At 62.1% G+C, this 15,479-nt stretch carries 14 protein-coding genes; 3 read left to right on the top strand and 11 right to left on the bottom strand.

Annotation, left to right across the window (positions count from 1 at the left end; translation table 11 throughout):
* Positions 1-21: 21 nt before the first annotated feature.
* The gene (locus tag DN388_RS07480; RefSeq protein WP_043864604.1) at positions 22-366 is read right to left on the bottom strand and encodes a YggL family protein; all 345 of its coding nucleotides are present in this window, start codon (positions 364-366) and stop codon (positions 22-24) included.
* Positions 367-581: 215 nt separating this feature from the next.
* Here DN388_RS07480 and dacB point away from each other — a divergent pair, with 215 nt between their 5' ends.
* Entirely contained in the window at positions 582-2,045 is a 1,464-nt protein-coding gene (gene dacB, locus DN388_RS07475) for a D-alanyl-D-alanine carboxypeptidase/D-alanyl-D-alanine-endopeptidase (RefSeq protein ID WP_043864605.1), read from the top strand.
* An 85-nt stretch (positions 2,046-2,130) separates the two neighbouring features.
* On the opposite strand, the gene rlmKL is transcribed toward dacB, so the two are convergent.
* Positions 2,131-4,329, bottom strand: coding sequence for a bifunctional 23S rRNA (guanine(2069)-N(7))-methyltransferase RlmK/23S rRNA (guanine(2445)-N(2))-methyltransferase RlmL (rlmKL, locus tag DN388_RS07470; protein WP_078479588.1), 2,199 nt, complete (start codon positions 4,327-4,329; stop codon positions 2,131-2,133).
* A 540-nt stretch (positions 4,330-4,869) separates the two neighbouring features.
* Between rlmKL and DN388_RS07465 the strand changes: the two genes are divergently transcribed.
* The gene (locus tag DN388_RS07465; protein WP_078479587.1) at positions 4,870-5,085 is read left to right on the top strand and encodes a ribosome modulation factor; all 216 of its coding nucleotides are present in this window, start codon (positions 4,870-4,872) and stop codon (positions 5,083-5,085) included.
* Positions 5,086-5,179: 94 nt separating this feature from the next.
* Here the strand turns inward: DN388_RS07465 and DN388_RS07460 are convergent, their stop codons facing one another.
* The 9 genes from DN388_RS07460 to ppsA form a co-directional block, all read right to left on the bottom strand.
* Positions 5,180-6,205 (bottom strand): quinone-dependent dihydroorotate dehydrogenase, encoded by a 1,026-nt coding sequence (locus tag DN388_RS07460; RefSeq protein WP_043864607.1) that lies wholly within the window; start codon positions 6,203-6,205, stop codon positions 5,180-5,182.
* A 154-nt stretch (positions 6,206-6,359) separates the two neighbouring features.
* Positions 6,360-7,403: an OmpA family protein gene (locus tag DN388_RS07455; RefSeq protein ID WP_043864608.1), complete on the bottom strand. Its 1,044-nt coding sequence runs from the start codon at positions 7,401-7,403 to the stop codon at positions 6,360-6,362.
* A gap of 109 nt (positions 7,404-7,512) precedes the next feature.
* A complete protein-coding gene (gene sigX, locus DN388_RS07450; RefSeq protein ID WP_026001337.1) occupies positions 7,513-8,103 on the bottom strand; it encodes an RNA polymerase sigma factor SigX in 591 nt (196 codons plus the stop codon).
* Positions 8,104-8,191: 88 nt separating this feature from the next.
* The gene (locus DN388_RS07445; RefSeq protein WP_043864609.1) at positions 8,192-9,016 is read right to left on the bottom strand and encodes a mechanosensitive ion channel domain-containing protein; all 825 of its coding nucleotides are present in this window, start codon (positions 9,014-9,016) and stop codon (positions 8,192-8,194) included.
* Between the two features lie 2 nt (positions 9,017-9,018).
* Positions 9,019-9,273, bottom strand: a complete 255-nt coding sequence (locus tag DN388_RS07440) for a CrfX protein (RefSeq protein WP_173925061.1) — start codon at positions 9,271-9,273, stop codon at positions 9,019-9,021.
* A 92-nt stretch (positions 9,274-9,365) separates the two neighbouring features.
* On the bottom strand, positions 9,366-10,361 hold the full coding sequence (locus tag DN388_RS07435) for a zinc transporter ZntB (RefSeq protein ID WP_043864611.1): 996 nt from the start codon (positions 10,359-10,361) through the stop codon (positions 9,366-9,368).
* A 27-nt stretch (positions 10,362-10,388) separates the two neighbouring features.
* Positions 10,389-10,877: a ribonuclease E activity regulator RraA gene (gene rraA / locus DN388_RS07430; RefSeq protein WP_043864612.1), complete on the bottom strand. Its 489-nt coding sequence runs from the start codon at positions 10,875-10,877 to the stop codon at positions 10,389-10,391.
* A gap of 90 nt (positions 10,878-10,967) precedes the next feature.
* Positions 10,968-11,960: an alpha/beta fold hydrolase gene (locus tag DN388_RS07425; protein WP_254998268.1), complete on the bottom strand. Its 993-nt coding sequence runs from the start codon at positions 11,958-11,960 to the stop codon at positions 10,968-10,970.
* 108 nt (positions 11,961-12,068) lie between these two features.
* Entirely contained in the window at positions 12,069-14,444 is a 2,376-nt protein-coding gene (gene ppsA / locus DN388_RS07420) for a phosphoenolpyruvate synthase (protein WP_116055059.1), read from the bottom strand.
* Positions 14,445-14,621: 177 nt separating this feature from the next.
* Between ppsA and DN388_RS07415 the strand changes: the two genes are divergently transcribed.
* Complete coding sequence (locus tag DN388_RS07415) at positions 14,622-15,440, top strand: pyruvate, water dikinase regulatory protein (protein WP_043864615.1); 819 nt, start codon at positions 14,622-14,624, stop codon at positions 15,438-15,440.
* Positions 15,441-15,479: the final 39 nt, after the last annotated feature.

Here is a 15,479-nt window from a genome sequence, read left to right as displayed (position 1 = left end):
GGCTGCCGCTTTGACGAGGTATCAGCTAGCCGGGTTGACCGGCTTTTCCGGATACCAGGCATCCAGCAACGGGCTGACTTCGATCTTGGTCAGCTCGCTGCGGCCTTTGAGCCATGCCTGCACTGCAGCACGCTGCTCTTCGGTGACCGAGCCACGATCTGCCTTGCAGACCAGACCGAAGTCGTCGCCGCCGACGTAGTCCAGGCCGTTGGCATCCATGGCTTCATCCAGGAAGGCGTCGAGGAAAGCGTCAATGGCTTCGTCGGACAGGTCTTCCTTGAACTCCAGGTTCAGTTCGAAACCCAGCTCCTGGAACTCGTCTACACACAGTTTTTTACGCAGACGGCGGGAACGGTTGGTCGCCATGAAACAATCCTCTTAAGTAATAACGCGCGGCACTTTACCAGTTCCACCGCGAAACTGCCTGAATAAAACCCGAAAAATCGCCGCACTGACAGGCATTGTTAGGCACATGGGCAGCATGCGTGGTGCATAATGCGCGCTATATTTTTCCATACCGGGGCCGTCACCCTATTGCGCTCTGGTTTTTTTCACCCCTCGCCTGCAGGGTTTCAGTGCAAATGACCACATCTCTACGTTCACTGCTGTTCGCCGGCCTGCTGCTGCCACTGGCCATGCCGGCCCACGCCGCCCCCGTCAACACCACCCTTTCGCCCAAGGTGCAACAGGCCCTCAAGACCAACAAGCTCGACGGCTCCGCGCTGTCGCTGGTGATGCTGCCGCTCAATGGTCCGGGCACACCCACGGTGTTCAACGCCGATGTGTCGGTCAACCCGGCCTCGACCATGAAACTGGTCACCACTTATGCCGCGCTGGAAATGCTCGGCCCGACCCACCAGTGGAAAACCGAGTTCTACACCGACGGCACCCTGAGCAACGGCACCCTCAACGGCAACCTGTACCTCAAGGGCGGCGGCGACCCCAAGCTGAACATGGAAAAACTCTGGCTGCTGATGCGCGACCTGCGCGCCAACGGCGTACAGACCATCAATGGCGACCTGGTGCTGGACCGCAGCCACTTCGTGCAGCCCCAGCTTCCCCAGTTCAACGACGACGGCGGCGATGAAAACAAGCCGTTCCTGGTCAAGCCCGACTCCCTGCTGGTCAACCTCAAGGCCTTGCGCTTCGTGGCCCGTAACGATGGCGGCAAGGTCCTGGTATCGGTAGAGCCGCCCATCGCCAGCATCCGCATCGACAACCAGGTCAAGGCGGTACCGGGCAACCAGTGCAAGGGCGAAGTGCGCTACAACCCGGTGACCCAGGCCGACGGCGTCAGCGTGGTGGTCAGCGGCCAGTTGGCTGACGGCTGCAACTCCCAGACCTACCTGGCACTGCTCGACCACCAGACCTACGCCGCCGGCGCGGTACGTGCCATCTGGAACGAACTGGGCGGGCGCATCATGGGGGCTGACCGGGTTGCCGAAGTTCCCAAGAGTGCACGCCTGCTGGCCCGCGCATTCTCCCCGGACCTGGTGGAGGTGATCCGCGACATCAACAAATACAGCAACAACACCATGGCCCAGCAACTGTTCCTGAGCCTGGGCGCGCAGTACCGCACCGATGCCGACGGCGACGATGCCCGTGCCGCACAGCGCGTGGTGCGCCAGTGGCTGGCGAAGAAAGGCATCACCGCGCCGCATCTGGTCATGGAGAACGGTTCAGGGCTGTCGCGTGCCGAGCGTGTCAGCGCCAGGGAAATGGCCACCCTGCTGCAGGCAGCCTGGAAGAGCCCCTACGCTGCCGAATTCATCAGTTCGATGCCGCTGACCGGCATGGACGGCACCATGCGCAAGCGCCTCAAGCGCACCGCCATGACCGGTGAAGCACACATCAAGACCGGCACCCTGAATACGGTGCGTGCCATCGCCGGCTTCAGCCGCGACAGCAACGGCAACACCTGGGCGGTGGTGGCAATTCTCAACGACCCCAAACCCTGGGGCGCCTCGGCAGTGCTCGACCAGGTGCTGCTGGACCTGTACCGCCAGCCAAAGCTCAACAGCAGTACCGCAGCGCTGCAACCCTGAGCCGGGCTCAGGGCTCCACCCGGGCATGTAGGCGGTGGCTGCAAGGTAGCCACCCCCCACACGCCTGATCACATCCTGCGCGCCATCAGCGCGCCTGGATGCGCCATGCGCGGTGGATCTTGCTGTTGCGCGCGAAGTCCGGGTCCAGGGTCTGGGCGGTGATCTCCTCGACCGCGTAACGCTCCTGCAGGTGTTCGTCGAGCTGGAACTTGCGGAAGTTGTTGGAGAAATACAGCACGCCACCCGGTGCCAGGCGCGCAACGGCCAGGTCAAGTAGCTCCACATGGTCACGCTGCACGTCGAACACCCCTTCCATGCGCTTGGAGTTGGAGAAGGTCGGCGGGTCGATGAAGATCAGCTCGTACTCCTCGCGGCAGGCCTGCAGCCACGCCATCACGTCGCCCTGCTCCAGGCGGTTCTTGTCCGAGAAGCCGTTGAGCGAGAAGTTGCGCCGCGCCCAATCCAGGTAGGTTTTCGACAGGTCGACACTGGTGGTGCTGCGCGCGCCACCCTTGGCCGCATGCACGCTGGCCGTGGCGGTATAGCAGAACAGGTTGAGGAAGCGTTTGCCGGCCGCCTCGCGCTGGATGCGCATGCGCATCGGGCGATGGTCGAGGAACAGCCCGGTATCGAGGTAGTCGGTCAGGTTGACCAGCAGCTTGACGCCGCCTTCGCTCACCTCGGTGAACTGACCCTGGCTGCTCTGGCGCTCGTACTGCTTGGTGCCGGATTGCCGCTCGCGCCGCTTGATCACCACGCGGCTCTGGTCGATGTTCAGCGCCTGGGGGATCGCCGCCAAGGCATCGAACAGGCGCGCCTGGGCTTTCTCCGGGTCGATCGAGCGCGGCGCGGCGTACTCCTGAACATGCACCCAGTCATGGTAGAGGTCGATGGCCAGCGCGTATTCCGGCATGTCGGCATCGTAGACGCGATAGCAGGTGATGTTCTCGCGCTTGGCCCACTTGCCCAGCTGCTTGAGGTTCTTCTGCAGGCGGTTGGCGAACATCTGCCCGCCTTCGCTCAGACGCGCCGGCTCGCTGGCGACTGAAACAACGGGCTCGCTCGGCTCGCTGCCCCGCTCGCGCTCTGGCTGACGACGCTCGCCAGTGACGAACTGATCGGGCTGCACCCTGATCAACAGCAGCTTGCACGGCAGCGCGCCGTTCCAGAAGGCGTACTGCTTGTGGCTGCGAATACCCATGCGCTTGCCCAGATCGGGCGCGCCGGTGAATACCGCCGCCTCCCAGTTCAGGCAGGCCTGGCGCAGGCGTTCACCCAGGTTCTGGTAGAGATACAGCAGGCTGGCTTCATCACCCAGACGCTCACCGTAGGGCGGGTTGCAGATTACCAGGCCCTTCTGGTTCTGGTCGGGACGCGGCTCGAAGCTGCCCACTTCGCCCTGGTAGATCTTGATCCAGTCGCTCAGGCCCGCACGCTCGACATTGTTGCGCCCTGGCTGGATCAGCCGCGGATCGGCCTCGTAGCCGCGGATCCACAGCGGCGGACGTGCCAGCCCGGCTTCGGCGCGCGCCTTGGCCTCGTCGTGCAGCTTGCGCCACAGCGCCGGCACGTGACCCAGCCAGGCGCTGAAGCCCCAGCGCTCGCGGCGCAGGTTCGGCGCGATATCGGCGGCAATCATCGCCGCCTCCACCAGGAATGTACCCACACCGCACATCGGGTCGGCCAGCGCGCCGCCCTGGGCAGCAATACGCGGCCAGCCGGCACGGATCAGCACGGCAGCGGCAAGGTTTTCCTTCAGTGGCGCAGCCCCCTGCTGCAGACGGTAGCCTCGTTGGTGCAGGCTGTGGCCGGACAGGTCCAGGGACAGAATCGCCTCGCCGCGTTCCAGGCGCAGGTGCACACGCAGATCGGGGTTGAGCTTGTCTACCGAAGGCCGCTCGCCCGCCGCATTGCGCAGCTTGTCGACGATGGCATCCTTGACCTTGAGCGCGCCGAAGTGGGTGTTGTCGATGCCCGAGCCGTGTCCGCTGAACTCCACAGCCAGGCTGCCAGTGGCTTCCAGGTGATCCTGCCAGTCGACGGCGTTGACCCCGTCATACAGGTCATCGGCGTTCTTCATGTTGAAGCGCTTGAGCACCAGCAGTACGCGGTTGCCCAGACGCGACCAGAGGCACAGACGATAGGCGGTTTCCATGTCGGCTTCGCCGCGAATGGCCGAGGTGTGCTCTCGCACATCCTCCAGGCCCAGCCCACGGGCTTCTTCGGCAAGCAGGCCTTCCAGGCCCTTGGGGCAGGTGAGATAGAGTTCGAAACGGTCCGACATGAGTAATCCAAGCCTTGAGCAATAGGTGAAAAGGCAAGCGCATCGCCCCTTCGCTGTTTGATCGAACGCCTTCCAGCAGGCGTTCGAATGGCGCTGACATGGCGCCGGGCCGCCGGACAACGGCCATTTACCCCAGGGTAAAAAGGCTTTGATCGTCCGGCAGAATGAAAAATTCTAGTAAAACTGCGACTTTTTATGACCCTTCGTCGTTTTGAGCCCCTGCGTTGGAAGTGATTCTCAACGATGGCGTTCTGACCTGAGCCATGAGCAAAGCCTGATCATAGCTGGCTTTGCCTTCATTTCGCCGCTGAAGCAATTTTTTACTTATCCCCTGACCCTTGGAAAGGTTACGTCCTTATGACAAAACGATCATTCACACTGTGACCTGCATTGGTTAGAACTCGTATCAGGTTGTCCTGCAACGGGGCAACACTTCCAGCTCGCCACGCCGGCAGCGAGCGCATAACCGGCAGAACGACTCTGCCCGGCCTCAGCCGAGGCCGACGGGACATTACAGTCAACAAGTGAGGGCAACACCCTATGAGAAGACTTAAGCGTGATCCGTTGGAAAGAGCATTTTTACGTGGCTACCAATATGGGGTCACCGGCAAATCCCGCGAGCTTTGCCCTTTTACTCTACCGTCAGTACGCCAAGCCTGGGTCAACGGCTGGCGCGAGGGACGTGGCGACAACTGGGACGGTATGACCGGCACTGCGGGTATCCATAGACTCAACGAACTTCACGCCGTTGGCTGAACGAGGATCTGAATTCTAGTCACCATGCACGCTCTATCCGAGCGGCGGGCTGCGGCCCAGGGGCCCCTTTTGAGGGGCCCTTTTTTCTGCCCGCTCAGCGTGGCCCCATGGCGGCGATGGCGTCCACCGACTCGCGAATCAGCGCAGGCCCCTTGTAGATGAACCCGGAGTAGATCTGCACAAGGCTTGCACCGGCAGCGATCTTCTCGGCGGCGTGCTTGCCTTCGGTGATACCGCCTGCTGCGATGATCGGCAGCTTGCCACCCAGTTCGGCGGCCAGCATGCGCACCGTGTGGGTACTCTTGTCGCGTACCGGGGCGCCCGACAGCCCACCGGCCTCGTCAGCATGCGCCAGGCCTTCCACGCCTTCGCGACTGAGGGTGGTGTTGGTCGCGATCACTGCGTCCATGCCAGTGGCCAGCAAAGCCGACGCCACCTGAGCGGTTTCCTCATCGCTCATGTCCGGGGCAATCTTGATGGCCAGTGGTACGCGCTTGGCATGGGTCAGGGCCAACGCCTCACGGCGCTCGGCCAGGGCCTGGAGCAGTTGCTTGAGCGAATCGCCAAACTGCAGGCTGCGCAGGCCCGGGGTGTTGGGCGAACTGACGTTGACGGTGACGTAGCTGGCGTGACCGTAGACCTTCTCCAGGCAGATCAGGTAATCGTCCACTGCCCGCTCCACCGGGGTATCGAAGTTCTTGCCGATATTGATGCCCAGCACGCCATGGTAATTGGCCGCACGCACACGCTCGAGCAGATGATCGACGCCCAGGTTGTTGAAGCCCATGCGGTTGATGATCGCCTCGGCTTCAGGCAAGCGGAACAGCCGTGGCTTGGGATTGCCTGGCTGCGGGCGCGGGGTGACGGTGCCGATCTCGACGAAACCGAAGCCCAGTTGAGCGAAGCCGTCGATGGCGGCACCGTTCTTGTCCAGCCCCGCTGCCAGCCCGACCGGGTTGGCGAACTGCAAGCCCATGACGGTTACCGGCAACTGCGCCGGCGCCTTGGTCAACAGCCCGTTGAGGCCCAGGCGCCCACCTGCACCGATCAGGTCCAGCGACAGGTCGTGGGAGGTTTCCGGGGACAGTTTGAACAGCAGCTGGCGGGCCAGGGTATACATGGGCAGGCTTAGCTCGAGGTGTGGGAAGGCAGCGATTATAGCGGTGCAGCCGCGACGAAGACAGGCCCGCGTACGCCTTGCACCCACCGCCCGATCAAATCGCAGGCAAAGAAAAGCCCGGCCGGAGCCGGGCTTTTCTCAAGCGTCAGACCAATTACTTGGCTTGGGCTTCTACTTGAGCTTCAACGCGACGGTTGACAGCGCGACCAGCTTCGGTGGCGTTGTCAGCTACCGGACGGGTCTCACCGTAGCCAACCGATTCAACGCGGTTCGACTCAACACCGTACTGGTTGGTCAGAACCTGCTTCACGGCGTTTGCACGACGCTCGGACAGCTTCTGGTTGTAAGCGTCAGGACCGACGGAGTCAGTGTGACCTTCAACAGTGGTGGTGGTGGATGGGTACTGCTTCATGAAGTCAGCCAGGTTCTTGATGTCGCCGTAGCTGTTTGGCTTGACGACCGACTTGTCGAAGTCGAACTTGACGTCCAGCTCTACACGAACGACTTCAGCAACAGCCGGGCAGCCATCAGCGTCAACGGTGACGTTGGCTGGGGTGTCAGGGCACTTGTCGACGTTGTCGCACACGCCATCGTTGTCGCTGTCGGAGCAGACTTCAGCTACTGGAGCTGGCGCAGGAGTCGGTGCAACCTTGCCACCGCTACCACCGAAGTTCAGACCCAGACCCAGGGATGGGCCCCACTCGGTGTTGCCGTTGTCGATGTTGTACATCGCTTCAACGCCAGCACGGGCGAACAGGTTGTCGGTGATGTACCACTTGGCGCCAGCGCCCAGGTTGGCGAAGGTGGAGTGATCGCGACCGTTACGGGTAGCTTGGCCCAGGCTCTCGTGAGCGAAACCAGCCGATACGTAAGGACGGATTGCGTCACCAACGGTACCCAGGTGGTAGGTGGCGTCCAGCTTGGCCTTGGAACCTTTGATGTCCTTGTTGAACACGTCGCCACGAGCGTTGTGAGTCTCGTTGTAGCCCAGGTCCAAGGACACGTCGTCGGTCAGGAAGTAACCGAGGCGAACACCAGGATTGGTGCCGTCGTTCTTGAAGTTACGCTCGCTGTCGTAGTACTGCTTGGTGACGTTGCCTTCAATTTCGACTGCGCCTTGGCCTTGTGCCAGAGCGCCGAAGGAAGTTGCGGCAACAAAAGAACCAATGGCCAAGCCCAAGGTGTTTTTCAATTTCATCCGTTAAATCCCCATCTGGTGATTGTTAAGTAGTCCCACCAAACCCGGGGGACAACTCGTCGACAAGTTTAGCAGACCTTGTCGATACGTTAGAGATATTTGCGACTCACTAAGTTTCGGTGAGGCCCGCAAATTTCTCGCGTAGCTTGTCGAGCGCACGCTTGTAGCGCATTTTCGTGGCGCTCAGGCCCATGTGCATGATGTCGGCGATCTCCTGGAACTCCAGCTCTGCGACAAATCGTAGCACCAAGATTTCGCGGTCGATCGGGTTCACATGAACCAGCCATTTATCCAGCCCGCCTTTCTCTTCCGGTTTGGGGGCCTTCTCTTCAGAGGCCTCCTCGAGCGGATCGAGACTTAGCGCATCCATCAAACGACGTTTGCGCCGCTCCTTGCGGTACTGGGTGATGCATTCGTTGTAGGTGATGCTGTAGAGCCAGGTCTTGAATTTCGACTTGCCTTCGAAATTCTTCAGGCCGTACAGCACCTTCAACATCACCTCCTGACAGACATCGTCAGCATCCCGATCGTTCCCCAGATAACGTGCACACACGTTAAAAAGGGTCCGCTGGTAGCGCCGCATGAGCTCTTCATAGGCGCGAGTAACATGAAAAAGCTCCTCATGCGAACGCGCCACCAACTCCTCATCAGTGAGCTCGCGGGGGTCGTAACGCATGGGCAGCGAGTGAACTTTATTCAAAACAAATCTGGCCGACAGTCAGGTCATTGTCGCCGCTCGCCCTGCCTGGGCGATTTTGCGGCGGCATACATTAGCAGGATTTGCCCGGTTAGCGGCTACTGACCCGCTGCTCCAGGAGGATCCGGTTCGACAGCGATACCAGTTCACCCTCGTCGGTGAGCACGGTCGTCTTGACCGTGCCGATCTCTTCGATCTGCCCCTCGACCTCGCCAATCTGGACCTGCTGGCCGACCTGATAGAGCTCACGTACGTAAATTCCAGCCAGGATCTGCCCGGCGATTTCACGGCTGCCCAGGCCCATGGCCAGCGCAACTGCCAGACCAACGGTAATCAACCCGATGACAATCACGTGGTTGAGCAGGTCGGTCTTGACCTCCAACTGGCTGATGGCCACCGAAATGCTGATGATGATGACCAGGCCCTGGGCGATACGCCCGACCCCTGCGGCGTATTCCAGGCCGATGCCCTCGGCGGCACCGCGCACCAGGCCGTTGACGATCTGGGCCAGCAGCACACCGGCCAGCAGCACCAGCGCACCGCCAAACACCTTGGGCAGGTACAGCGCCAGCATGTCCAGGGTCGCCGAAACACGTTCAAGCCCCAGGGATTCGGCGGCCGAAACCAGGAAGATCAGCAGCACGAACCAGTAGACGATCTTGCCGATCAGCGTCGAGATCGGCACCTGGATGCCCACCCGGCTGAGCATCTTGGTCAGGCCGGTGCCGCCCATCAGGCGATCCAGGCCAAGCTTGGCCAGCAGCTTGGACAACAGGGTATCGAGCAGCTTGGCAACCACAAAGCCCAGCAGCACCACCACCAGCGCCCCAAACAGGTTGGGGATGAAGTTGGCGACTTTGGTCCACAAGGCGGTCATCGCCGCCACCAGGCTCTGGGTCCAGAGATCAAGTTCCATAATCAATCAGCCTTATCAGCTTTACGGGCAGAAGCGTTACGACGCACCGGCGCGACATGCGCCGAGCCATTGTTCACGGCGATCATCAGCGCCTGGCTCCAACGGCCGAGCAGGCTGAACAGATCGCCCGCGCCGACCTGACGGTTGGCGGTCTTGAGGACCCGGCCCAGGCAGGCGTCGTCGTCGCGGTCTTTGCCGGACGGCGAGGCCTTGAGCAGGTCCCGCAGGGATTCTTCAAACGGATCGTGCATGGGCACCTCGCGCAATGTCTGTCAAAGACGAGACGCTCATAGGGCGGGTCACATGAACAATCTGCGCAAATGTTGTAGGAAATTTCAAGAAAGTGCCCCTATACCCAGCGAAGACGGCGAAACAGCCACCATTGGCCCAGGGCCAGCACGAGCACCAGCAAGCTGGCATAAAGGAAGCCATAGGGGTTTTCCGAACCCGGAATGCCCCCCACGTTGATGCCCAGCAAGCCGGTCAGAAAGCTCATGGGCAGGAAGATACAGGTGATGATTCCGAAGCGGTACATGGTCTTGTTCATGCGTTCGCTCAGGCGCCGGTCCTCGCTTTCAAGCACCAGCGCCACGCGCTCGCGGGTCAGTTCCAGCTCTTCGAGGTAGCGGATCAGGCTGTTGTTGAGCTCGTTCCAGTAGTCGGCATCGTCCGGCGCGAACCATGGCCATTTGTTGCGCGCCAGCTGCGCATAGATTTCCCGCTGCGGCGCCAGGAACCGACGCAGGCCGGCGGCGCGCCGCCGCATCTGCTGCAGGCTGCCGTGCTCAGGCGTATACCGTTCGTCGGATTCGAGTTTTTCTTCCTCTTCATCCACCACTTCGGACAGGTCCGACACCAGCGCCTGGACCTTTTCGGTCAGCAACTGGGCCAGGCTCAGCAACAGCTCGGAGGCCGTGGTCGGGCCACGCCCCTCGTCCAGTTGCTGAAGCAGCTCGTCGGTGGCGCGCAGCGGCCGCAGGCGCAGCGAAATCACCCGCTGCGCCTGGGCGAAGATGCGCACCGACACCATGTCTTCGGGTTCGGCGCCCGGGTTGAGGTTGACCCCGCGCAGAAACAGCAACATCTGCGCATCCGGTAAAGGCACCAGGCGCGGCCGGGTGTTTTCCTCCAGCAGCAGGTCACAGGCGAAGGGGCTCAGGCCGCTGTCATGGCGCAGCCAGGTCTGGGTTTGCGGGTGGCTGCGATCCCAGTGCAGCCACAGGCTCTGCTCCGGCTGCAACTGCAGATCGTCCAGTTCGGTTCGAGCGATCGAACGCGCACCGCCCTTGCCATCGAGTACCAGGGCATGCACCAGCCCCCACTGCGCGTTTTCTTCCTCGAACATCCCTACCCCACGCACCGTCAGCGAAATTTACTCGGGCATCTTCAACGGGCTGGGCGACACGATGACACCGTTGTTGTCAGCGTACACGTACTCCCCCGGCCGGAAGGTCACACCAGCGAACGTGACCACCACATTCAGGTCACCAATGCCGCGCTTGTCGGTCTTCATCGGGTGGCTGGCCAGCGCCTGCACACCCAGATTGGTTTGCGCCAGCGCATCCACGTCACGCACGCAACCGTAGATCACCAGCCCTTCCCAGCCATTCTTGGCGGCCTTCTCGGCAATCATGTCACCCAGCAGCGCCCGGCGCAGCGAACCGCCGCCGTCGACCACCAGCACCTTGCCCTTGCCATCCAGGTCGGCTTGCGCCTTTACCAGCGAGTTGTCCTCGAAGCACTTGACGGTGACGATCTGACCGCCGAACGAATCGCGGCCGCCGAAGTTGCTGAACATCGGCTCCAGCACCTGCACCAGGTCCGGGTAGGCGTCACACAAGTCGGGGGTAAGGTAATGCATGGGAACTCCTGTCGATGGCCAATTGAATGGAAAGCGGATTTCACACGTTCACTGAAAAGACGAAGCCGGCGCACCGGCGTTTAACCAAGGCTACACGCCGACGGGCTGCGGGTCACCTGTCTCGGCCGGGGCCAGCATGGCCTGCGGGTCGCTCAGCCAGCGCTCCACCAGCGGCCACACCTGGGCCTGGGCCGGTTTGCTGACCAGCATATCGACATGACCGAAATTGTCGAAGCCTTCCTCGCGCCCCAGCCGCACGAAACGCTTGTGCTCGCTGCCTATTTGCTCGAACAACTTGCGACAGGCCCACACCGGATCCTGGTGATCTCCGGCCCCAGCCACCGCCAGCACCGGCACGCGCACCTCGGCAAGCCCGGCCCACCAGTCGCTCTGCTTGTCGCCAAAGCGTCCGAACAGGCCGAACCAGCGCATGCTTTCCAGCGCCAGGCCGATGGGCTCATCTTCGGGCCCGCGCTTGAGCCGCGAACCTGACAGGTGTGCAAAGCGCCTGAGCAGCAGGCGCCCGCCCCACTCCACCGGTGGGATTTTCAATGGCCAGTAGGTTCGGCTGACCTGGGTGCCGAAAAAGGCCGCACTGGCGACCTGCTCCTGGGCCAGGTAAGCCCCGCCCAATGCTGCCGCCAGCGTGGTACCGCCCAGCGAGTGGCCAAGCCAGTGCGGGGTGCGCCCGCTCACCTCGCACACGAACGCGGCAATTGCCGGCAGATCGTAACGGGCATAGTCCGCCACACGGTTGTGGCGGTAGTCGCGGTTGCGGGGTGACAGCCCATGGCCGCGCATTTCCGGTATCCACACGTCGAAACCGGCGCGTGCCAGGGTCGCGCCCAGGCCGATACCGCGCGGCGAGAACCAGAAGCGCCGGTTGGAAAAGCTGCCATGCAACAGGATGACCGGGGCACCGCGCACCTCGCTCTGGTCGGCCATACCAAGGCGTGTCAGCGCCAGCTCGACCGTACGGTCGGGGCTGTTGCCGGCCTTGAGCCGATACACATCTTCGCTGAGGTCGCCGCGCCGCTCGGCACTGAGCAGGGCAACGGGAAAAAGAGTACTGCTGCTTTGCATAGGTTACTTGCACAAAAAAGGGCGAGCCCATCACTGGATCACGCCCTGAAAATCCGTTGAAGCGGCCGCCCGACGCCTCCTGGCTGGCGGCCGCTCCTCTTCAGCGCATCAGGCCTGGGCCTGGCCCTCGGCCAGGAAGAACCAGGTTTCGAGCACCGAGTCAGGGTTCAGCGAGACGCTTTCGATGCCCTGCTCCATCAGCCACTTGGCCAGGTCAGGGTGATCGGACGGGCCCTGGCCGCAGATACCGATGTACTTGCCGGCCTTGTTGCAGGCCTGGATGGCGTTGGCCAGCAGCTTCTTGACCGCAGGGTTACGCTCGTCGAACAGGTGCGCAATGATGCCGGAGTCGCGGTCCAGGCCCAGAGTCAGCTGGGTCAGGTCGTTGGACCCGATGGAGAACCCGTCGAAGTACTCGAGGAACTCGTCGGCCAGGATCGCGTTGGAGGGCAGCTCGCACATCATGATCACACGCAGGCCGTTGACGCCACGGCCCAGGCCGTTCTCGGCCAGCAGGTCGACCACCTGGCTGGCTTCGCCCAGGGTCCGTACGAACGGCACCATGATCTCGACGTTGGTCAGGCCCATTTCGTCGCGCACGCGCTTGAGTGCACGGCACTCGAGCTCGAAGCAGTCACGGAACGATTCGCTGATGTAGCGCGAGGCGCCACGGAAGCCCAGCATCGGGTTTTCTTCTTCCGGCTCGTACAGCTTGCCGCCGATCAGGTTGGCGTACTCGTTGGACTTGAAGTCCGACAGGCGCACGATGACCTTCTTCGGCCAGAACGCTGCGGCCAGGGTGCTGATGCCCTCGACCAGCTTCTCGACGTAGAAACCGACCGGATCGCCGTAGCCGGCAATGCGCTTGTCGACGCTTTCCTTGAGCTCGGCCGGCAGGCCGGCATAGTTGAGCAGTGCCTTGGGGTGCACGCCGATCATGCGGTTGATGATGAATTCCAGGCGCGCCAGGCCGACACCGGCGTTGGGCAGCTGGGCAAAATCGAATGCGCGATCCGGGTTGCCGACGTTCATCATGATCTTGAACGGCAGGTCGGGCATGGCATCCACCGAGTTCTGGCGAATGTCGAAGCCCAGCTCGCCTTCGAAGATGAAGCCGGTATCGCCTTCGGCGCACGACACGGTCACGCCCTGGCCATCCTTGAGCAGCTGGGTGGCGTTGCCGCACCCGACCACCGCCGGAATGCCCAGTTCACGGGCAATGATCGCGGCGTGGCAGGTACGCCCGCCACGGTTGGTGACGATGGCGCTGGCGCGCTTCATCACCGGTTCCCAGTCCGGGTCGGTCATGTCGGACACCAGCACGTCGCCGGGCTGGACCTTGTCCATCTCCGACACGTCCTTGATGATCCGCACCTTGCCGGCGCCGATGCGCTGGCCGATGGCACGGCCTTCCACCAGCACGGTGCCGGTTTCCTTGAGCAGGTAGCGCTCCATGACGTTGGCCTGGGCGCGGCTCTTCACGGTTTCAGGGCGCGCCTGCACGATGTACAGCTTGCCGTCGTCACCGTCCTTGGCCCACTCGATGTCCATCGGGCACTTGTAGTGCTGCTCGATGATCATGGCCTGCTTGGCCAGCTCGCTGACCTCTTCGTCGCTCAGGCAGAAACGGGTGCGGTCGACCTTGTCGACATCGACGGTCTTGACCGAACGACCGGCCTTGGCCTCGTCGCCGTAGATCATCTTGATGGCCTTGCTGCCCAGGTTGCGGCGCAGGATGGCCGGGCGCCCGGCTTGCAGGGTGCCCTTGTGCACGTAGAATTCGTCGGGGTTGACTGCGCCCTGCACGACGGTTTCGCCCAGGCCGTAGGCGCCGGTGATGAACACCACGTCACGGAAACCCGACTCGGTGTCCAGGGTGAACATCACGCCGGCGGTGCCGGTTTCGGAACGCACCATGCGCTGCACGCCGGCCGACAGGGCCACCAGCTTGTGGTCGAAGCCCTGGTGCACGCGGTAGGAAATGGCGCGGTCGTTGAACAGCGAGGCGAACACTTCCTTGGCCGCGCGGATCACGTTGTCCACGCCGCGGATGTTCAGGAAGGTTTCCTGCTGCCCGGCAAACGAGGCGTCCGGCAGGTCTTCGGCAGTGGCCGAGGAACGCACGGCGACAGCCATGTTCGGGTTGCCCTGGGACATTTCGGCGAAGGCGGTACGGATTTCGGTGTTCAGCCGCTCGGGGAATTCGGCTTCCATGATCCACTGGCGGATCTGTGCGCCGGTGCGGGCCAGGGCATTGACGTCATCCACATCCAGCGCGTCGAGGGCGGCATGGATCTGGGCGTTCAGGCCGCTCTGCTCGAGAAAGTCACGATACGCCTGAGCCGTAGTGGCAAAGCCGCCGGGGACCGATACACCGGCGCCCGCGAGATTACTGATCATCTCTCCGAGGGATGCGTTCTTGCCCCCCACATGCTCTACATCATGGACGCCGAGCTTATCGAGGGAAACTACGTACTCTACCAAGGTGATCTCTCCACTAACTGTGTTGGAAAAGCTCATGACGCCGGTCAGTTCGCTGTGACCGTACCGGGCGTTTGTGGCCTGGACCTGGAAAATAAGTGAGAATGCCGACCAGGGATGTTCGGCAAACCGAACGTATCATATCCAAGAATCGTCACCAGCTTAAGGCCCAAGGCGCAAATGAAACGATCTGCTTTCTTTATTTCCGACGGCACCGGCATCACTGCCGAAACGCTGGGACAAAGCTTGTTGGCACAATTCGAGAGCATCGGGTTCAACAAGTTCACGCGACCGTACATCGACACCGTGGACAAAGCGCGCACCATGGTACAGCAAATCAATACCGCCGCAGAACGCGACGGCGTGCGCCCGATCATCTTCGACACCATCGTCAACCAGGATATCCGCGAGATCCTGGCTACCTCCAACGGCTTCATGATCGACATCTTCTCGACCTTCCTGGCGCCGCTGGAACAGGAGCTGACCGCCCATTCGTCGTATTCGGTGGGCAAATCGCACTCGATCGGCGGCAACTCCAACTACATGGAGCGCATCGAGGCGGTGAACTTCGCCCTGGACAACGACGACGGTGCGCGCACCCACTACTACGACAAGGCCGACCTGATCCTGGTGGGCGTATCGCGCTGCGGCAAGACCCCCACCTGCCTGTACATGGCCATGCAGTTCGGCATTCGCGCAGCCAACTACCCGCTGACCGAAGACGACATGGAGCGCCTGCAGTTGCCACCGGCCTTGAAGAACCACCAGCACAAGCTGTTCGGCCTGACCATCGACCCCGACCGCCTCACTGCCATTCGCCACGAGCGCAAGCCCAACAGCCGCTACGCCAGCTTTGCCCAGTGCGAGTTCGAGGTGCGCGAAGTGGAGAACCTGTTCCGGCGCGAGAACATTCCCAACATCAACTCCACGCATTTTTCGGTGGAAGAGATATCCGCCAAGATCCTGGTGGAGAAAGGCGTGGAGCGGCGCTTCAAGTAAGCCGCCCGGCCGGCCTTGCCGGCGCAACGGCCCACCCCG

The organism is Pseudomonas sp. S12(2018), from assembly GCF_024355235.1.
Lineage (GTDB): Bacteria > Pseudomonadota > Gammaproteobacteria > Pseudomonadales > Pseudomonadaceae > Aquipseudomonas > Aquipseudomonas palmensis.
Note: the sequence above shows the minus strand (reverse complement) of the source record. Positions and strands in the feature narration are given on the sequence as shown.